19 protein-coding genes are annotated in these 20,416 nt (G+C 43.0%); 1 reads left to right on the plus strand and 18 read right to left on the minus strand.

The features are described from left to right. Positions 1-338: 338 nt before the first annotated feature. From spoVE to N667_RS0103220, 16 genes are all read right to left on the minus strand, one after another. A complete protein-coding gene (gene spoVE, locus N667_RS0103145) occupies positions 339-1,439 on the minus strand; it encodes a stage V sporulation protein E (RefSeq protein ID WP_027408225.1) in 1,101 nt (366 codons plus the stop codon). Positions 1,440-1,478: 39 nt separating this feature from the next. Beyond that, positions 1,479-2,819, minus strand: a complete 1,341-nt coding sequence (gene murD / locus N667_RS0103150) for a UDP-N-acetylmuramoyl-L-alanine--D-glutamate ligase (protein ID WP_084278873.1) — start codon at positions 2,817-2,819, stop codon at positions 1,479-1,481. 15 nt (positions 2,820-2,834) lie between these two features. Beyond that, positions 2,835-3,809, minus strand: coding sequence for a phospho-N-acetylmuramoyl-pentapeptide-transferase (gene mraY, locus N667_RS0103155; protein WP_027408227.1), 975 nt, complete (start codon positions 3,807-3,809; stop codon positions 2,835-2,837). After that, positions 3,806-4,264, minus strand: coding sequence for a hypothetical protein (locus tag N667_RS0103160; protein ID WP_027408228.1), 459 nt, complete (start codon positions 4,262-4,264; stop codon positions 3,806-3,808). Before N667_RS0103160 ends, mraY begins: the two co-directional genes overlap by 4 nt. Beyond that, entirely contained in the window at positions 4,258-5,730 is a 1,473-nt protein-coding gene (locus N667_RS0103165) for a UDP-N-acetylmuramoyl-L-alanyl-D-glutamate--2,6-diaminopimelate ligase (protein ID WP_027408229.1), read from the minus strand. The genes N667_RS0103160 and N667_RS0103165 overlap by 7 nt, the downstream gene beginning before the upstream one ends. Positions 5,731-5,856: 126 nt before the next feature. Further along, the gene (locus tag N667_RS0103170) at positions 5,857-7,785 is read right to left on the minus strand and encodes a stage V sporulation protein D (protein ID WP_027408230.1); all 1,929 of its coding nucleotides are present in this window, start codon (positions 7,783-7,785) and stop codon (positions 5,857-5,859) included. Positions 7,786-7,926: 141 nt separating this feature from the next. Further along, positions 7,927-10,140 (minus strand): penicillin-binding protein, encoded by a 2,214-nt coding sequence (locus N667_RS0103175; RefSeq protein ID WP_027408231.1) that lies wholly within the window; start codon positions 10,138-10,140, stop codon positions 7,927-7,929. Between the two features lie 6 nt (positions 10,141-10,146). Beyond that, positions 10,147-10,506, minus strand: coding sequence for a cell division protein FtsL (gene ftsL, locus N667_RS0103180; protein WP_027408232.1), 360 nt, complete (start codon positions 10,504-10,506; stop codon positions 10,147-10,149). Positions 10,507-10,528: 22 nt separating this feature from the next. Continuing rightward, positions 10,529-11,461, minus strand: coding sequence for a 16S rRNA (cytosine(1402)-N(4))-methyltransferase RsmH (rsmH, locus tag N667_RS0103185; RefSeq protein WP_027408233.1), 933 nt, complete (start codon positions 11,459-11,461; stop codon positions 10,529-10,531). Between the two features lie 244 nt (positions 11,462-11,705). Further along, on the minus strand, positions 11,706-13,334 hold the full coding sequence (bshC, locus tag N667_RS0103190; RefSeq protein ID WP_027408234.1) for a bacillithiol biosynthesis cysteine-adding enzyme BshC: 1,629 nt from the start codon (positions 13,332-13,334) through the stop codon (positions 11,706-11,708). Between the two features lie 118 nt (positions 13,335-13,452). Then, positions 13,453-13,839, minus strand: coding sequence for a DUF3397 domain-containing protein (locus N667_RS0103195; protein ID WP_027408235.1), 387 nt, complete (start codon positions 13,837-13,839; stop codon positions 13,453-13,455). After that, positions 13,840-14,730 carry a 2-dehydropantoate 2-reductase gene (locus N667_RS0103200; RefSeq protein WP_027408236.1) on the minus strand — a complete coding sequence of 297 codons (891 nt, stop codon included), beginning with the start codon at positions 14,728-14,730 and terminating at the stop codon, positions 13,840-13,842. A 113-nt stretch (positions 14,731-14,843) separates the two neighbouring features. Beyond that, positions 14,844-15,440 carry an RsfA family transcriptional regulator gene (locus N667_RS0103205; protein WP_027408237.1) on the minus strand — a complete coding sequence of 199 codons (597 nt, stop codon included), beginning with the start codon at positions 15,438-15,440 and terminating at the stop codon, positions 14,844-14,846. A gap of 67 nt (positions 15,441-15,507) precedes the next feature. Continuing rightward, entirely contained in the window at positions 15,508-16,272 is a 765-nt protein-coding gene (locus N667_RS0103210) for an enoyl-CoA hydratase/isomerase family protein (protein ID WP_027408238.1), read from the minus strand. A gap of 109 nt (positions 16,273-16,381) precedes the next feature. Next, positions 16,382-16,555, minus strand: coding sequence for a 50S ribosomal protein L32 (rpmF, locus tag N667_RS0103215; RefSeq protein ID WP_027408239.1), 174 nt, complete (start codon positions 16,553-16,555; stop codon positions 16,382-16,384). A 64-nt stretch (positions 16,556-16,619) separates the two neighbouring features. Then, positions 16,620-17,138: a YceD family protein gene (locus N667_RS0103220; RefSeq protein WP_027408240.1), complete on the minus strand. Its 519-nt coding sequence runs from the start codon at positions 17,136-17,138 to the stop codon at positions 16,620-16,622. 146 nt (positions 17,139-17,284) lie between these two features. Between N667_RS0103220 and N667_RS0103225 the strand changes: the two genes are divergently transcribed. Further along, complete coding sequence (locus N667_RS0103225; RefSeq protein WP_027408241.1) at positions 17,285-18,502, plus strand: nucleotidyltransferase; 1,218 nt, start codon at positions 17,285-17,287, stop codon at positions 18,500-18,502. Here the strand turns inward: N667_RS0103225 and N667_RS0103230 are convergent. Together N667_RS0103230 and N667_RS0103235 are read right to left on the minus strand one after the other, a co-directional pair. Further along, entirely contained in the window at positions 18,481-19,494 is a 1,014-nt protein-coding gene (locus tag N667_RS0103230; RefSeq protein WP_027408242.1) for a SepM family pheromone-processing serine protease, read from the minus strand. The two genes, N667_RS0103225 and N667_RS0103230, sit on opposite strands and share 22 nt — an antisense overlap. Further along, a complete protein-coding gene (locus N667_RS0103235) occupies positions 19,491-20,276 on the minus strand; it encodes a patatin-like phospholipase family protein (RefSeq protein WP_027408243.1) in 786 nt (261 codons plus the stop codon). The genes N667_RS0103230 and N667_RS0103235 overlap by 4 nt, the downstream gene beginning before the upstream one ends. Positions 20,277-20,416 lie beyond the last annotated feature (140 nt).

Below are 20,416 nucleotides of genomic sequence, written 5' to 3' on the forward strand. Positions count from 1 at the left end.
CTAAAAAATATAGAATTACATAGCTAAACACAAGCTTTTCTGCCTCTTCCCTCGAACAAGAACGCTGGCGGACAAATCAATCCATTTGCCCCCCAAGCGTTCGTTATTCGAGGAGGGCATGTTAAGCATGTCAGTCGGCAAAGCTCTGCCTTGCCGACTATGGTAGAAAAGCTAGGAATAGAGCAATGTCAACTAGTTTTTATTGGATAATCAACATACTTGGTTGCACTTACATTTATCCTATGATGTTTCTTGCCTGCCGCTACTAGATGATGCAAACAAAACGAGAGGGGCTATCTCTCCAAATAGGGCAATTGGAGAGCTTCCCCTTTGTCGTTTCAATATCGAGCATGTTTACTAATGTTGAGCAACACACCAATCGCCATTAACATAAGCGTTAGCGAGGAACCACCGTAACTTAAAAAAGGCAATGTGATCCCTGTAACAGGCATAAGTCCCGTTACTACACCAATATTAATCATCACTTGAATTGCGACCATTGAGATAATTCCAATGGCCAAGAAGCTGCCGTATAAATCTGGGGCACCAAAAGCGATTCGCACCCCCCGCCAAAGCAGCAAGCTAAACAAAAGTAGCACGAGCGAACCGCCAATGAATCCTAATTCCTCTGCCAAAATGGCGAAAATAAAATCCGTTTGCGGCTCTGGTAAGTAAAAAAACTTTTGTCTGCTTTGTCCCAATCCTAAGCCAAGCAGTCCCCCCGGACCAATCGCGTATAGCGATTGAATCATTTGAAAGCCGCTCCCAAGGGGGTCTTCCCAAGGGTTCAAAAAGGAAGTGATTCGCTTAATTCTGTAAGGAGCGGATAAAACAAGTCCCGCAAAACCAGCTAACCCAACCATTCCTAATCCAACGAAATGGCTGATGCGAGCTCCAGCAACGAAAATCATTGTAATACACGTACCAACCATCACCGTTCCCGTTCCTAAATCGGGCTGCAACATAATCATACCAAACGCTGCAAATACGAGGGCTAAGGCAGGGAGCATTCCCTGTTTAAACGACGTAATCTTTTTTTGGTGTTCTGACAGGTATTTCGCCAAAAAGGCAATCATCGCTAGTTTCATAAACTCAGATGGCTGAATAGAGAACGCCCCAACACCGATCCAGCTACGTGAACCGTTGCGCACCATTCCAACTCCTGGAATAAGCACAAGAACAAGAAGCACAAAACAAATGATAAGCAGCACTTTTGACCAATCGCGCCACACCCAATAATCAACATTCATGATAAAAAACATAGCGATGATGCCGACCCCAGCAAATAAAAGCTGCCTCTTGGCGAAGAAAAATGAATCGTGAAACTTGTATTCTGCCCATACAGCGCTAGCACTATATACCATAATGAGCCCGATAGCTAGAAGCGAAAACGTCAACAAAATGAGTAAAAAATCAGGCGTAGACTTTTTTTGCGACAATGCCCAACACCTCAGCTTTATGAACGGTATGTCCTTCCTCTACTTCAGCTTATGCACCGCGCTTATAAAAATGTCCCCTCTTTGTTCAAAAGTTTTATATTGATCCCAACTTGCGCATGCTGGCGATAATAAAATAATATCACCAGGGCTTGAGATTTCATAAGCAACAGGCACCGCTTTTTCCACATTATCGACATGATAAACCGTTTCTATTCCCGCTTGTTTAGCTGCCCGCTCTAACTTTGGTGCTGTTTGTCCAAATAAGACGATGGCTTTAACATGTTTTAAATAAGGAATCAAATCATCAAATTCATTGCCGCGATCTAGTCCGCCCGCAAGAAGAATGACGGACTGGCCACCAAAAGCGGATAGCGCTTTTTGCGTCGCAAGTATATTAGTTGCCTTGGAGTCATTAAAAAACTTTCTGCCGTCAACAGTATCTACATATTGAAGGCGATGTTTGACCCCTGTAAACGTCGCTAGTACCCGGGCAATCGCTTCATTGTCTGCGCCTGCTAGTTTAGCAGCCGCAATCGCTGCTAGTATATTTTCAAGATTGTGCTTCCCAGGAAGCACAATATCGGATAATGCAATGATTTGCTCTTCATCCCAGTAAATTGCTTCGTTTTTTACATAAATACCGGATTCAAGCTGTTTTGTTGCGGAAAACAATATTTTGTTGGCACGTGACTTTTCTGCAAGTTGCATAACAATCTCATCGTCCGCGTTCACAATCGCATAATCGCTTTCCGTCTGGTTTTTAAATATATTTCCTTTAGCCTGTGCATACGCTTCTTTCGTCCCATGATAGTCTAGATGTGCATCAAAAATATTAAGAAGCACAGCAATGTGCGGGCGAAATGCTTGAATTCCCATCAACTGGAACGAAGATAATTCAGTTACGACCCAATTATCTCCGTTAGCGGTTTGTGCCACTTCGCAAGCGACTGTTCCGATATTGCCGGCTATTAATGGTTTTCGTCCAGCTTCTTTTAACATTTCATAAACAAGTGTTGTAGTTGTTGTTTTGCCATTGGATCCAGTAATCCCGATAAATGGGGCTTCGCAAATTTCATAAGCTAACTCCACTTCGGTGATGACCGGCAACTCTTTTTCCACCGCTTTTGCCACGAGCGGATTCTTATAAGGAATTCCCGGATTTTTCACGACGAAATCAAATGGCTCGTCGAGCAAATCTAGCGGGTGCCCCCCACAAATGACGCGAATCCCTAATCTCTCTAATTGTTTCGCTGCTTCATTTTCCTCAAGCGGTTTTTGATCGTTTACCGTCACATCCGCTCCTAACTTATGCAGCAATATCGCTGCAGCGGATCCGCTTTTCGCTAAACCAATGATTAACACGCGTTTACCTTCATACATCGTGACTCGTTTCAATTACATCCACACCTCGATATAGATTCCGAGTATTGCAAATAATAAACCAATGGCCCAAAATGTAACAACAACGCGCCATTCAGACCATCCGATTAACTCGTAATGGTGATGCAACGGGCTCATGCGGAATACTCGTTTTCCTGTTGTTTTAAACGAAATGACTTGAATAATCACCGATAATGTTTCAATGACAAATACCCCACCGATGATGGCGAGCAATATTTCAAGCTTTGTTAAAATAGCGACAGTGGCAATCGCTCCGCCTAGTGCGAGCGATCCTGTATCTCCCATAAACACTTTAGCGGGATGGGCATTAAATACAAGGAATCCCAAAACAGCCCCAACAACGGCTACGCTAAAAATAGCCACATCGTATTGATTCTGATTCCAAGCCAGTACCGCGTAAGCGCCAAACGCGATAGCCGCCGTTCCCGATAATAAGCCGTCAAGTCCATCGGTCAAATTAACCGCATTCGATCCTCCTACGAGCATAAAGACAAGCAGAACAATGTATCCCCATCCTAAATCAAACGATACATTTGTTCCAGGAATATGTAAAACGGTAGAAAAATCATGTTGACGGTAAACAATATAAAAAATAAACGCAATAATGAGTTGTCCAACGAGTTTTTGTCTGCTTGTCAGTCCAAGGTTGCGCTTCATGACCACTTTAATAAAATCATCAAGGAAACCTAGCAACCCGTAGCCGATCGTGACAAAAAGGAGCAAATATGTTTCAACTGTTATACTTGCAAACTTTTTCGTCATCAAAAGAGTTGTGATGACAATAGATAACAAAATCATAATACCGCCCATTGTCGGGGTACCTGATTTTTTTTGATGTGATTTCGGTCCTTCTTCGCGTATGCTTTGCCCAAATTTTAATCTTCGCAAGAAGGGAATAAAAATGGGTGATAGCAGCACTGTAATGAAAAAAGCTGTGACTATTGAAAATACGATAACTTGTTCTGTCATGATGGTTCACACCCTTCTTTCTGTTGAACACCGAACCATTTTTGTTCCAGTTGTTGCAATTCATGAACTACCGCTATATCATATGAGCGATTTTCCGCATTATGATGCGAAATATCGACCGTTAAATAAAATTTAGTCATTTTACCGTTCCCCGCATTTGTCTTTCTGTATGTTTGAATAACCGCCGCTAACGCTTCTTGCGGCGAAGGAACGAAAAAGATTGGAAATTGATTAGGGACATAGCGAGGCAACTCTGTCCCCTCTTTCCACAATGAAGCAATCGCTCCGTGCTCGATTGCTATTTTTAACTGCTCGTTCTCATTCAGTAATGGAACGAACAGTCCTTTTTTTACTTGCTGGGAAGGATCGACAAAAACGGAATGAAACTCAATGCTATCGTCAACAATTCCGCGCACACGCGGGAATAATTGCCTTACCATTTGATATGTCAGCATAACAGCTGCCGCTCCTTAATCGCCTCGCGGGCAACAAGGCGATCGTCAAAATGCAATGTGCGATCCCCGATAATTTGGTACGTCTCATGTCCTTTTCCGGCAATTAAAATAACATCACCTTCGCTAGCGTTATGAACTGCATAACGAATCGCTTCTTTTCGATCAACGATTGAAACATAGCGCTGACCAACAACCCCGTTTTCCATATCTTTCAAAATATCTTCTGGACGCTCGGAACGAGGGTTATCAGATGTAAAAATCGCTGTATCTGCGTATTGAACCGCTATTTGTGCCATCAATGGCCGTTTCGTGCGATCACGATCGCCTCCACAACCGATAACGACGCAAACCCTTCCTCTAGCAAACTGCCGGATTGTTTTCAACACATTTTCCAAACTATCAGGCGTATGTGCATAATCGACGATTACTGTAAAGTCTTGCCCTTCATCCACGGTTTCAAACCGGCCGGGAACGCCGCTCAATTCTTCGATCGCCTCTACAATGGTCGATAGAGCAATTCCCGAGACGAGGCAAGCTGCGGCGGCCGCAAGCACATTATATACATTAAATCGACCGATCAGCTTCGTTTTGATTCGAACAGTTTCATATGGCGTCACTAAGTCGAAAACCATTCCTCCTGATGTAACATCGATATTTTTCGCCATAATATCGCTTGGCCGATCGATACCGTACGTAATAATCGTAGCGGCTGTCATATGTTTATATTGTTCCGATGCTGGATCATCATGATTGAGAACCGCAAATTTTGGCCGTCTGTGATCAAAACGGTTTCCAAGTTGCGCAAACAGCAATCCTTTCGCTAGGCGGTATTCCTCCATCGTCCGATGGTAATCCAAATGATCTTGCGTTAAATTTGTAAACACAGCCACATCATAATCGCAGCCGTGAACGCGCCCCATATGCAGCGCATGCGATGATACCTCCATAATGGCTACATCGACATTCTCATCGACCATTTGCTTAAACGTTTTCTGCAACACTAGCGACTCAGGGGTTGTATTTTGCACTTCATACGTCTTGTCGCCAATTTTAATATGAACCGTTCCAATTAACCCCGTTTTCTTCTTCGACTTTCGAAAAATATGTTCAATCATATGAGTTGTTGTTGTTTTCCCATTTGTTCCTGTTACCCCGATCAAGTGTAACTGATGGGTTGGTTGCCCGTAAAACGCATCCGCCAATACCGCCATCGCTCTCTTGCTGTCGCGAACGATAATGACAGGAACGGGAACATCGACGTTTCGTTCAGCAACGATCGCAACAGCCCCATTTTCTACCGCTTTTCTGGCAAAATCATGCCCATCGACGGTAAATCCTTTAATGCAAATAAATAGTGCCCCTTTTGTTACCTTTCGCGAATCCATTTCGATCGATGTAATCGTCGGATTTTCGCCGACGTATGTCGTGAAATCATGCAAATAAGAAAGCAATGTTTGCAGCTTCATCTTATTCATTCCTCTCGTTTAAATTCCCTTAAAGGAAAATACAAACCTTCTTCTGCTTAAAAAATGGAAAAGAAGGGGTCATGGCATCCCCCTTATCATTTTTTTAAATATCAATGCTAGTTTTTATTAACGAGAACCCGACTTCGTCCCCATATAGACCCTAATCGTGGCTCCTTCCTTCACTTTAACTCCTGGCTGTGGAGCTTGGTCAATTACAACATCGCCTTCTCCACTAACATCTAATTTTAAGTTAAAAAGCTGCTCTTGCAAGTCTTTTTTTGTCAAACCTTCTAAATTTGGTACTTCAACTACTTTTGGATCGTTCCAGGCACGCTCTTTTTCGATCTGTCCCTTTCGTGGTTTCACGCCGATCGTGCGCAAGCTATCCTCCATAATTTTTCCAACGATTGGCGCCGCAACAACCCCACCAAACTGTACAGTTCCTTTTGGATGGTCAACAGCTACATAAACGACCAATTTTGGATCGTCTGCCGGGGCAAATCCAATAAATGAAACGATATAATCGTCTTTTAGATAGCGACCATTCTTCGCTTTTTGCGCCGTTCCCGTTTTTCCGCCGACACGGTATCCCTCGACGAAAGCGCCTTTCCCTGTTCCCTGGGCAACGACGCTCTCAAGCGCAAAGCGAACCTGCTTCGAAGTTTCCTCGGAAATAACGCGACGTTTCGCTTTTGGTGTATTGCGGCTGATGACCTCACCTGTTTCAGGATCAATCCACTGTTTCGCGATATACGGAGTATATAAAATCCCTCCATTAACTGCCGCGGCAACTGCTGCCACTTGCTGAATCGGCGTCACTGACACACCTTGGCCGAACGCAGTCGTCGCTTGCTCAACAGGACCGACGCGCTTCATATCAAATAAAATTCCTGTTCCCTCACCTTGCAAATCAATACCTGTTTTTTGTCCGAATCCAAACGCCTTGATGTAATCAAACAGTTTTTCTTTTCCTAAGCGCTCACCTAATGCGACAAAACCGGGGTTGCATGAGTTTTGAACTACCTCCAAAAATGTTTCGGAGCCATGCCCCCCTCTTTTCCAGCAACGCAATGTTGCGCCAGCCACTTTTACATAACCTGGATCATAAAAGTGATCTTTTAACAAATTTACTTTCTTCTCCTCAAGAGCGGCGGCTAGCGTAATAATTTTAAATGTTGAACCCGGTTCATACGTGCTCCATACAGGCAAATTGCGATTATAAATTTCTGACGGGACGTTTCGATAATTCGCTGGATCAAACGTCGGACGGCTGGACATTGCCAAAATTTCCCCTGTATTAGGATCCATTGCAATTGCTATAATGCCGTCCGGATTATATTTAGCCTCGGCAATATCAAGTTCGCGCTCCACAATTGTTTGAATGCGAGAATCTATCGTCAGCTCTAAATTTAATCCGTCCGTTGGCGGCGTATAGCGATCTGCCATGTTCGGCATTCGTTTTCCTTTTGCATCCGAGTAAAACTCAACTGAACCTTTATGACCTTTTAACTCTTTATCATAATATAACTCTAAGCCAGTAAGCCCTTGATTATCAATTCCGGTGAAACCGAGAACGTGCGACAAATAGCTACCAAAAGGATAATACCGCTTTGTATCTTCGGCGATATACACTCCTTTGAGATTAAGATCCCGGATTTCTCTCGCTTTTTCGTTAGAAATTTTTCGGCCTTCTGGAATGCGTTCAATTAACGTTTTTTTCGTCACGTGCTTGTATGCTTCCTCAACAGGCATGTTCAATACTTTTGCTAGTTTCTCAGCAGTCTCTGCCGGGTTTTCAACCTGCCTTGGCACGACATAGACGGTTGGAGCGCTCATATTCGTCGCCAACGGAACACCGTTGCGATCTAAAATTTCTCCCCTTTTCGGTTCAAACGGAATACTTCGACTCCATGAGTTTTTTGCCTTCTCTGTCAAACCATCGCCGAGAATCAATTGAACGTATCCCAAACGGATATCAATAATTGAAAAGATGAGCACCCCAATGAGCAATACAGCAGCGAGCCGCTTGCGAACGGTGACGTTTGAAACGCGCATATTTTGGGAACCCCCCTTATAATAGGCTCGTTCCACTATATGCTTGTACTTTTGTTTATAGAACGCTAGAACAGAATGCGTTCAATATAATCGGTATTTTAATAAACAACATAGTGATTTCACCGATATCGGCCGCTTCTCTTAGTCAACAGGCTGTTCTCTCTTTTTAACTTTTTTTCCTTTCTCTTTTTCTATGCGCTCTTTCCATTTGGAAGGCGCAGCGAGTTCAACGATTAAATAATCATTCTCCTTAACGGTCGTTTTAGGGCGAATGCTTTGCGTCACAACATATCCGCTTCCTTTTATGCTTGGCTTAATATGAAGCAGCTCGACAACTTTCATAACATCACGCAACGACCAGCCTCGAAGATCCGGCATGGTAGCGGTACCGCTCGTTTTTAAAATAATGCGCTCACTAGCAATCACTTCACCGCCGGCTAAAGGAAGCTGTGCCTCTACTTGTTTTCCTTCTCCGAGCACAATCGGTTGCAATCCTTTAGACTTTAAATCCTGCAAAGCAGCCTCGACCGTTTGCCCGGCATATGACGGCAGTTCGACTCCCTTTTTGCTGAAGGTCTGCTCTGTTTTGTCAGACGAAGGATGGATATTCAAATATTGCAAACTATTTTTCATCACGCTATTAAAGATCATTGAAACCGGTGCAGCACCTGTCTCTGTGTACGAAAGCTTCGGTTGTTGAACAGCCACATACATAATAAGTTGCGGGTTTTCTTTTGGAGCCATTCCTAAAAACGAGAAAATATAATTTTCGTAGCCTGTTAAGTATCCGCCCTTCGGAGACGGAATTTGTGCTGTTCCCGTCTTTCCGGCCACCCGGTAACCTTCGATTTGATAAGGGCGACCCGTTCCTTTTTCTGATGTTACAACCGTTTCTAATATATCTAGCACTTTTTGAGCGGTCTCTTTCGTGATTGGTTCCCCAACGGCTTCCGGTTCATTCTTGAAAACGACTTTTTTTGTGTCCGGATCAACAATGCGATCCACCACGTATGGCTTCATCATTTTCCCACCATTTGCAATCGCTGTTGCCGCCTGAATTTGCTGAATCGGAGTCACAGACGTTCCTTGTCCAAACGCAGTTGTCAATTTTTCGATTGGATATCGATAAACAATGTTACCGACTGCTTCCCCTGGAAGATCAATACCGGTCTTTTCTTGAAAGTGGAACCGGTACAAATATTGTAGAAAACGGTCTTCTCCTAGTTTTTCATGCACTAGCTTCGCAAATGCGACGTTCGAGGAACGTTGCACTCCTTCGTTAAAGGAGATAACACCCCAACCGACTTTGTTATGGTCCCGAATTTCGTTCGGCCCCACTCGGTAAGAACCGGAACGGTATAACTCATTTCCATTGTACACTCCTTCATTAATGGCGGCGGCTAATGTGAATATTTTCATGGTGGAACCTGGTTCGTAAGGATAAGAGATCGCATCATTTAAATAGTTCGTAATGTTACGTTGATTTGGGTCGAAACTCGGTCTTGTTCCCATTGCCAAAATTTCTCCCGTCTTTGGATTTGCAACAATTGCAATAATTTTTTTGGGCTGATATTTTTTTTCAGCTTGATTCATTGCATCTTCCAAAAACGTTTGAATTTTTTGGTCAATCGTTAAATATACTTCATCCCCGTTATCCGGAGGAACGATCCTTTCTTTGGTTTCCGGTAAACGAAACCCTTCCTTATCTCCTTCAAAAAGAACATATCCGTCTTTTTCGCGCAGATAGCGATTTAAACTTTTTTCAAGTCCCATCATTCCAACTGTTTTATCGCCGTTTTCTCCTTTTTTTTGCGCATAGCCGATAACGTAAGAAGCAAAGGTCCCATTTGGATAAAACCGCTTCGTATCCCGAATAAATCCGATGCCTGGAAGCTTCAACGCCTCAATTTTTTTCTTGAGTTCATAGCTAATATCGCGTCCATATACACCGAATTCTACTTGTTTTGCTTTTTTCTTTAAAATGTGCTCGGCTTCGCTGACGTCCATATGTAGAAGCGGGGCTAGTTTTCGTGCTGTCATCTCCGGGTCGACTACATGCTTCGGATTACTAGGATCGGTTGTCATTTTTGGATCGAGCACAGCAATAAGCGTATACGACGGCGTATCTTCTGCAAGCACTTCTCCGTGGCGATCTAAAATCGTTCCGCGCTTCGCTTCAATTGTTCGCTTTTTCTTATGCATTTCTTCGGCCTTTACCGCCAGCACTTGTCCATCCGCTACTCCTGTTGCCTGCAATTCAACAAACCGGAACACTAACACAAAAAAGAGCAGGCTAAACAAACAAAATAATAGTGCTGCTCCTTTATGAGTATTCTTATGCTTTTTATGTGCCATCGTCCATCATTCCTGCACGACTTTTACGTTATTTTCATTTAGCGAAAGCCCTAACTGTTTCGCCTTTTCTAAAATTCGCTCATACGTGCTTAGTTGCTGTACCTCTACGTATAAATCGTTATTATGTTTTTTCTGCTCGTTAATATCTCCTTGTAATTGTTGAATTTGCTTATTGACTTGGTAAATAGCCACTTGGTTTGAAACCATTTTCACAGATGCATATATCGCAAATAAAAGAAATGAAAATAGCACGAGTTTTTCACCAAGCGTCAAACGAAGCTTAACTTTTCGTCTTTGTTTTACTTCTGGACGCAAAGAAGAATGCTGTCTTTGTTTTTCCTGAATTTTTACGGCTGTATTATTCACACGTTTCCCTCCCTAAATTGATTTATAGCTTCTCAGCAATGCGCAGTTTCGCCGATCGCGCGCGGTTATTGGCACTTGTTTCTTGCTCTGATGGAACAATCGGTTTTTTCGTAATGAGTTTTAGCTTTGGCTGATATTCCTCTGGAACAATCGGCAGCCCCGGTGGAAGTTTTGGCCCCTCGCTCGCCTCTTTAAATACGGTTTTGCAGATGCGATCTTCGAGCGAATGGAAGGTAATAACGCTGATCCTTCCCCCTGGCTTTAGCAACTCAATCGCTTGGACAATCGCCTCTTTAAAGGCCTGCAGTTCATCATTGACGGCAATGCGTATCGCTTGAAAAATTCGTTTTGCCGGGTGCCCTCCACTTCTTCGCGCAGGGGCAGGAATTGCTTCCTTAATCAACTCCACTAATTCCCCTGTTGTTTCAATCGGCTTTTGCTTTCGGAAAGCCTCAATCTTTCTGGCCACTTGTTTAGAAAACTTCTCTTCTCCATAGTGGAAAAAAATATGTACAAGCTGCTCATACGTCCAGTTATTTACAATATCGTAAGCCGTTAGGTTTGCGTCGCGGTTCATTCTCATATCAAGCGGCGCATCATGATGGTAGCTGAAACCGCGTTCGGGTGTGTCTAACTGTGGGGAAGATACCCCCAAATCAAACAAAATTCCATCTACTTTATCAACGCCGTGCTCAGCGAGCTTCGCAGTCAAAAATCGAAAATTGCTTTTAATGAACACGATTTGTTTCTCATACTGTGCCAATCTTTCTTTCGCATGTTCAATCGCCATATCATCCTGATCAAAGGCAAACAATCGCCCCTGTTCTGATAGCTGCGAAAGCAAATATTCGCTATGTCCTCCACCACCCAACGTGCAGTCAACATAAGTACCATCCGGCTTTATTTTCAATCCGTCCACTGTTTCTTTCAATAAGACTGTCGTATGCTGAAACACAGCCTCACCACCTTTTCCATGATGTATGTCCATGTAAGCAACCGTCAATTTATTATACAACAAAACAAAACAAATTTTTAGGTGTTTTCTGTAAAAAAACGTCTTATCATGTTTTCTTTTGTCGTATTTCGTCTAATGGATCGGAAATACGAACAAATATTCCTTTTCACATTCTCTTTGTACTATTCTCATTTACAGAAAAAAAATCCTGTATTAGACAGGATTTTTCGTTCGACGTTTTCTGTTATATATATACAATTTTATGCAAACCATTCCATTTATACTCGAGTTGCGTTAACCGGTCAACAATGTCAAATCCATATTTATTTATATAATAGAAAATGTTCCAAATCCGCTCCTGAAGCGCCTGATTCGGATATAGGGAGGTTTCGATGCGAGCAAATTTGTTCCATTGCACTTCGTATTTCCTCTCGATGGAACGTTGCAATGTTTGATGAAGAAAATCGATTTGTGTTTGCAGAAAGGCTGCATTTTTCGTCAATACATTCGCTAAACCACGGTCAATTTCTAGTCCGATTTCCCGCAACGGACGATGAACTTCCTCAATGGTTTCCTTTGCCCGCATGGTCATTTCATCAAGCGGATAAGCAATTTGCCGCAGCCGCCAATCTGATTTTGCTTGTTCCGTGCGACCTTGCAAAACGTCGGAAACGGTTAGCCCTACTTCCTGTAAATCGCTATGAATCGATCGCTCAACAAGTGTAATGTTCAACCTTGGAACGACAGGAGGCATCAAGTAGCCAAATAGCGCAAATGCTTGCTTCAACTCAGCCCAATAAGCAATTTCGCCCGGCCCTGCAATGAAAGCAAGCGTCGGGAATAAAAACTCCTGCATGAGCGGACGTGTTACAACATTATTGCTTAGTTTGCCGGGAGAAGTTTTCGCAAGCGTCAATAACTCTTCTTCGGAAAACGCTATTTCGCCTTTTTTGCTGCGAAAAAGTCCATTTTGCCCTTCCCGTTCTAATAACCACCGTTCCCGCCCATCGTAATAAAAAAGGTTTGCTGACTGCTCCCGTACATCCAGCACTTTAGCATAGCCAAGCTCTCCTAATAATTTTTGCTGCAGCAATACAGCATTCGTCACTTCATTATGCCGTGCGATGAGTTTTCCAAAAAAGTCGCTTTCGATCGCTCTTAGCGATTCATCGGCAGCGTTGATAACGACAATCCCTTCCGAAGCGAATAAGCGCAAAACAATGATGGCAAAAAAATCAACAAACGTGTTCGCTTGTTTGACACAATCCTCTAAAAAGTCGAGCAGTTCGTTTGTTGTGTTCGTTTCCCCATACGTCTCGACGATCTCTTTAATCCATTCAAAACAAAGCGGTTTGTCAATCGAGAGCTCCGCAACCATTCTTTTCTCTTGTGCGGATTGCGGGTACGTATGCTTTTTGACCCTTCCTTTTTGCGCTACATAAACATGGTCCACCTCTGCAATATCATGGTCCTCACCGGCAATCCAGAAAACCGGGATGACCGGAATCCCCAATTGTTGTTCCTGTTCTTTTGCTAAACGTATAATCGATATAATTTTATAAATTGTATACAACGGTCCTGTCAGTAAACCAGCTTGTTGTCCCCCAATAACAACTACGCTCGTTGGATCTGAAAGCTTCCGAATGTTATTTAACGTTTGCTCGCTCGCTTGAAACGATTGATGATAAGATAGCAAATGATCCACTAGCCGTTGGCGCGGATATGTTCGCTCCTGGAGGTCGCGCACACGCTGTTCAAATACAGCGCCCGCTCTCACGTCATATACAAATCCTTTTTCAATCGGAAACGCTCCAGTTATGTAATCAGTCGCCAATGGAGTCGTTGCTCGCAAAGGGATTTCATATATCTCCATATTAGAAAACTTCCTTTCTCGCTCTTTATTTTTAAGCATACTGCCTCTTTATCAGTAGTGAACACTCATGAGTATAGCATTCTTTGCACAAAATGAAAAAACATGCGCTCACAACGTGTTACATATTGTTAGACACTCTTACAAAAATCCCGTAGCTAAGCAAGCCGAAATAAGCAAAGAAAAATAGCAAAAAACTAAACCTCCAAAACAAACGAAAAACTGCTGCAATATGCAAATCACCTTTTCTGCGCCAATACCCGACTGCAAACAGCATATTGACAACCAATAGAAAAATAATTATAGCGGATAAATATGATTTCCCCCAAATTGCAACAATTAAAAAATGAACAGCAATCATAAAAAACAACGTAGAAATATTCACTGCAGCATAAAATGATTTTTTCTTTTTGTTTGTCAGTTTCCTAGCCAACAAATAGATAACGAAAAAGGCAAACAGCGGCATCGTGACAAAAGCAGCTGTTACATGAGCAATCAAATTCCCCATTTATAGTTCCCTTCCTTCCATCCCTTTCACTGCATGAAATAAAAACCGGCAGAGCGGAGTTGGTATATTCCTTTCTTCTCCTTGGTCAACCACATATCCTAAAATGGCATCAACCTCTGTTTTCCGGCCTTGTTCGAGATCAGAGAGCATAGAGGAACGATTGTTTGCCGTTTTTTCGCATATGCTTAAAATATGGTCCCATGCTTCTTTTTTATCATGCAGCGTTAGGACAGTACATATTTCAGAAAATAGCATTCTCATCATCTTTTTATATTCAGCCACCCGCAATAGCTCACCATTTCGCACGCGCAAAATGGCGGTAAGTGGATTGACAACTGCATTGACTATCAATTTTTTTGTCAACATCCCTTGCCAATTATTTTCGCAATTAATAGAAAAATCAGGGATTGGGTCATCTAGCAATTGCTTCAAAAGACCAAAATACCCATTAAATAAAGAAACATTGATTTTCCCGATCCCAGTATGCTCAACCGTCCGATCATCGTGCTTTAACGCTCCGTGTTCAACGACCCCTACTGCAATGTTTCGCTGTTTTAATGCAGACAACAAACGAATATGTCCCATTCCGTTTTGCAAAAAAACGAGCGTTGCTTCTTCTGGCCATTGTTGACACCGTTCTATCACATCGGCAAGATCATACTGCTTCACGGTAATGAATACAACGTCCGCCTTTATATCCTCCTGGTCAATTTGTACAGCGCGAACAGGGATCACACGTTCACAATCTGCCTTAATAAGCCGCAATTTCTCTTGTTTGAGCAGTGCCGCCTGCGATCTGCGCCGCGTATAAATGGTTACATCATGACGATCACACAAATAGGCAGCGATTAATAGCCCTATTGCCCCTCCTCCAACAATCCCTATCTTCATCCCTGTTTTTCCTCTCTTTCCGTCAATAAGCTCATGTTCCTATTTTATCAAATTCTAAATCTGAACGTTAATAGAAAAAGCTGATCGAAAAAGATCAGCTCTTTCTATTACTTTTACTTTTCAATTTTCTCTAAATTACCATTTCTATCCATTTGGAATTTCACCTTTGTTGCCTGCGCCTCTTCTTCTAGCACAACCATTTTGCGCGCCCGTTCCATAATCCCAATAAACGTCCTATAATCTTCCTGAACGGCCTTTAACTCTCTTTGCAGTTGTTCTTTTTCCATTTGCAGCTTCGTAATCATTTGCTGGAGCTGTTCCATGTCTTTTTTCAGCGCGCGGTTTTCGTCAACAACATGCTGATGATGAGCAGAAGCCTGCTGGCATGTTTGTAAAAAAGAAATAACATCTTGCCATGTTATTTTCACCGCTTTTTCTTCAGATAGATTCTCTGCTTTTTGGGCTAGCTGCGCTCGTTCTTTCTTTTTTTCTTTTCGCTGCTTTTTCGCTAATTCAATAGCTTCTTTATACTGCTTTCTAACATATGAATTCCAACGGAATCCACAAGCAGCTGCTGTACGCGAAAGCCGTCTACCAACTTCTTCAAACGCTTGCAGCTGGGTTCCACCTTCCCGAATATAACGCAATACTACTTCAGCAAGTAATAAATCCTCATCCTGCGTCCATGCATCTTGGCGCACACTTGTCATTTTTCCTTCCCCCTAGTCGCTTTTTTCACTAATGTATGCGACTAGTAGAAAAGATAGAAGAAGAATGTTAAGACCGATTTAAAAAAATGCGCACCGCTTCCTCATGTTCTTCTGATTCCCACAGCACGGCACATTGTTCAATTTCTGCAAAAAATCGAGCGCGAAACTCTTCAGTTTCCCATTTTTTTATCGCTGCTTTTTTATAGGCGCGCAGCACCGGAACAGATTGCGATAAATACGGATACAGAAGCTTTCTGCAGTCTTCTTTAACGTTTTCTCCGGAAATAAGAGAATGAATCCATCCGTATTCTTGCATTTTTTCGACAGGAATACGCTCCGCTCTCAGCAACAGATCAAGCGCGCTCGCATACGGAATCTTCTCGAAGAGCATTGTTGCCCCGCCCCAACCTGTCGTAATTCCAAGCGTTCCTTGAATAAACCCCGCTTTCACTCCTGCTTTCGCATAACGGAAATCACACGCTGTCGCCAGCTCACATCCACCGCCCACTGCCGATCCGTTCAACAAAGCAACAGTCGGTTTAGAAAGCGTTAACAACGAATATAAAATGGAGCCCATTTTTGAAAGCATTTGATATGCTTCTTCTTTCGTATGCAAATGATGAAATTCGCTTAAATCGCCGCCCGAGCAAAACGCTTGGTCACCTGCTCCAGTAATAACGAGCACCTTTACTTTATCATTTTTCTCCACAAGACGAATCGTTTCTTGCAAAGCATCCATCACTTCATAATTGATCGCATTCCGCTTTTCTTGGCGGTTAATGGTAAACCAAACGATGCCGTCATAATCACGCTCTAACAAAACTGCACTCATCTTACCTTCCCCCTCTTTGTTATATATGTTAGTCGCACCTTTCCATTTTCCTTCTATTCTACAATAAAAACGGGCATAAGGATTGCTCCTTATGCCCGTTTTTTCATCGTTATTTGTTAACAACATCTTTTCCTTTATAAGTTCCGCAAGATTTGCAGACGCGATGTGCTAATTTCATTTCACCGCAATTTGGGCATGTTACCATGCCAGGTACTTGCAATTTGAAATGTGTACGACGCATTCTCTTTTTCGTTTTGGATGTTCTTCTAAAAGGTACAGCCATTCTTTCCACCTCCTTAACAGGATTTAGAAGTTATAATGAAGGCCGGATCATGCCGGTTCTTCGCTTACTCTTCCTTTTTATCTTTATCAAAAAATTTTGCTAATCCAGCTAGGCGAGGGTCAATTTTATTTTTTGCCTGCTCTTCAGTAATGACCTCCCAGCCAGCCCCTGACTGCGGCGCCCCTTCTTGCCCATCCGCTTCACAAAACACTTGCATCGGAACTTCAAGAAGAACGAGTTCTTTTACAATAGGCAATAAATCAATCGCATCTCCTTGAACGAGGTGCGTATCCTCATCGTTATTGACGTCATAGTCGTTCAAAAAAAACGTTTCCGTTGTCTGAACTGTAAACGGATAGGATACGTCAACAAGCGTCCGGGAACAAGGCAACACCATCGTACCTTCAATCGTTAAATGAAACGTGAATTTAGTCGCACCGATATCCGCTCTTCCTGTTACACGAACAGGTGAAATATCGCGGATTGAACGATCAATTTGCTTCAAATCGGAAAGATCTACTGTCTCATCAATAACAAGTCCTTTTGCTTGCAGCTGATGAAGCTGGTGAATAGACCATTTCATAAAAATCACCTCAAGGCAACAAAGAAAATTATACGTTTCGTTTTCTCGTTTGTCAATATTTTTTCTTTACAGTATAATGATTGTCAGCTTACATACAATTTATCACTTTTCCAATAAAAATACAAAATCGAAAATGGGGAGAAAAAATGAAAGCGGTCGGAATCGTTGTAGAATATAATCCGTTTCACAATGGACATCTGTATCATTTACAAGAAACGAGAAAACAGACGGGCGCAGATTGTATCATTGCCGTCATGAGCGGAAACTTTCTTCAAAGAGGTGAACCAGCGCTCGTTTCTAAATGGGCGCGGACAAAGATGGCTCTTTCAGCAGGCGTGGACCTTGTGATCGAGCTGCCTTATGCGTTTAGTGTGCAATCGGCAGAAATGTTCGCAAGCGGAGCGGTGGCTTTGCTTGATGCGCTTCGTTGCACCGAACTTTGCTTTGGCAGCGAACATGGCGAAATTGAACCGTTTATCGCGGCCGTGCATGCCGTGCAAAAACACGAGCAACAATACAATGCGCATATTCAGAAAGCGATAAAGACTGGAGTGAGCTATCCGCAAGCGATTACTGACACGTGGAAACAACTGCAAATCGATGGTGTCGACTTAACCCAACCTAATAACATTCTTGGTTTTTCCTATGTCAAGGCAATTGTAGAGCAACAAAGCTCTATCGTTCCGCGAACAATTCGTCGCATCGCCGCTGGGTATCACGACGAAACGGTTTCCCACCCGTCGATCGCTAGTGCGACAAGCCTGCGAAAGATGCTGAATGGATCAGCTGAACAATTAAATGATATTTCACGATACATCCCTTCATATACAAAGCATGCACTGAAACAATATTATTCAACATACGGCACATTCCATCATTGGGAACATTATTTCCCTTTACTAAAATATCGAATTATGATTAGCGAAGAGAGCGAATTGCAGCGCATTGCCAACATCGACGAAGGGCTCGAGCATCGATTCAAAGCAACCATTATACAGGCAGAAACGTTCGCGCAATTCATGCAAGCACTCAAAACAAGGCGGTATACATGGACCAGGTTGCAAAGAGCATGTGCGCATATTTTAACGAACTTTACGAAGGAACAAATGAAAGCGATGAAAAAACCGTCTTACATTCGTCTTCTTGGCATGAGCGGCAACGGACAACGTTATTTGCAGTCGGTCAAAAAACATCTGCCATTGCCGGTTGCTACAACGATGTCCCGCTTGCAATCGCATCCTATATATGCGCAAGAAAAAAAAGCGACAGCTGCCTATGCCGCTATTTTTCCTGAAGCGCTGCGCATCAAAATGATGAAAGAAGAATATGCGACCCCGCCAATCTATTTAAGTTTTTGCAAATAGCGAAGCGCATCCGCAAATGTATCCACTGGAACAATCTTCATGGTTGTTCCAATTTTTTTGGCCGTTTTTAACGCTTCACGATAATTCGAGTTTTTCGCCCCTTTTTCGTTCGGAGCGAAGAAAATGTCCGCTCCCGCCTCGTTGGCCGCAACAACTTTTTGCGAAATTCCACCGATCGGTCCGACTTCCCCTTTCATATTAATGGTGCCCGTCCCGGCAATTTTATGTCCTTTCGTAATATCTTCCGGTACTAACTGATTATAGATCTCTAAAGAAAACATAAGTCCAGCGGACGGTCCGCCAATTTTCTCCGAGTCAATACGAACAGGCGGATTCGTCACGATATTATAATCAGTCATTGGTGAAATGCCGAGACCGACCTGTTTCGGAGATTGAGGAAACGAAGCTAAAGTAAGAAAGGACGTCTTTTCTTTTTCGCCTCTTATCCATGTAATCGCTACCCGCTCCCCCTTTCTCTTTTGTCGGACATATTGAATGAGCTGTTCTGCTGTCTCAACTTTCTTTCCATCAATACCGACAATTCGATCCCCTACTTGTAAAATGCGCTCCGCTGGCATCCCGGGCACCACTCCCATAACGTAAACACCATGCGGTCGGTATGACAACGGTTTGTGGGCGTTTTTATATGCTACAACAATTGCGGCCTCTTTAGACTCCTCCATGAGATGCAGCTGACGGATCGTATATTCTTCGTCGGTTTCTCCTTCTTGTTTAATGTCTTTCATTGGGTACAGTTCATAATAAGAACGAATATGGGCAAGCAAATACGATGCTACGTTCGCCCTTCCCATTCGCACTGTTGTCAACATTAGCGTTCCTTGATCCTTATCTCCATTCTCTACATGAACGAGCGGCTCTAGCTTTTGCGCTGTCCCAGGCATCGTAACATAATACGGCAGCTGTACAAAAATAAAAAGAAAACTGACGACGACCCCAAGCAAAAATGTAATCATATAGGCTCGTTTCTTCATAAATGCTGCTCCTTCCATTTCTCGATTGCTTGATGGATTTTAGGCAGTTGTTTGCGCGCTTCCTCTTCCCCTATCTTAATGATTTCTTCCGTATGAGTAAACGCACGAGAATTGTATTGCTCAACCCGCGGTCGAATCATGATGTCAGAAACAATTTCGCGGTAGCGAACGAGCTCGTCTTGCAAAATGTCAAGACTTTGCAAAATCACATCAAAAATAGAGCTAATTTCTTCATTCACTTTTACGTGCGAAACATCTACACCGATGACAATATCCGCCCCCATCTCACGCGCTACCGAGACCGGAATGCGATCAATCACGCCTCCATCGACAAGCATGCGGCCACCTATTACCTCGGGAACAAAAATTCCGGGAATGGAAATGCTCGCGCGTACCGCATCAGCGACATCGCCGCTAGAAAAAACGACTTTTTCACATCTTTGCAAATCGGTTGCAACAAGAGCAATAGGAATTTGCAGCTCCTCGATTTTTTTGCCTTTTGTTACGAGGCGAATAAATTCCTTTATTTTTTTCCCGGAAATCAACCCCATTTTCGGAATAGTGATATCAATGAAATCATTGCGCCTAAAAGCTCTCGCTAACCGATACAAACGATCGCTTCCTAAACCAGTTGCATATAGCGCCGCAACAAGAGCCCCCATGCTACTTCCCGCTATGTAATCAATCGGAATCCGTTCTTCCTCAAGCACTTTAATGACCCCTAAATGGGCAAACCCCCTAGCCCCTCCGGCACCAAGGGCTAAACCAATTTTCGGCTCCATCCCTTTCCCCCCTTTCTTTCATTCTTATGGTCTAAAACGATTGCCTATACTCGTATATTAAACTACATGAGGTTGTACACGACATCAAAATGAAAGGAGAGAAAAGATGTGAACAAACGCCGTACTAAGGAGGCGACACA

Source organism: Anoxybacillus tepidamans PS2, from assembly GCF_000620165.1.
Lineage (GTDB): Bacteria > Bacillota > Bacilli > Bacillales > Anoxybacillaceae > Anoxybacteroides > Anoxybacteroides tepidamans_A.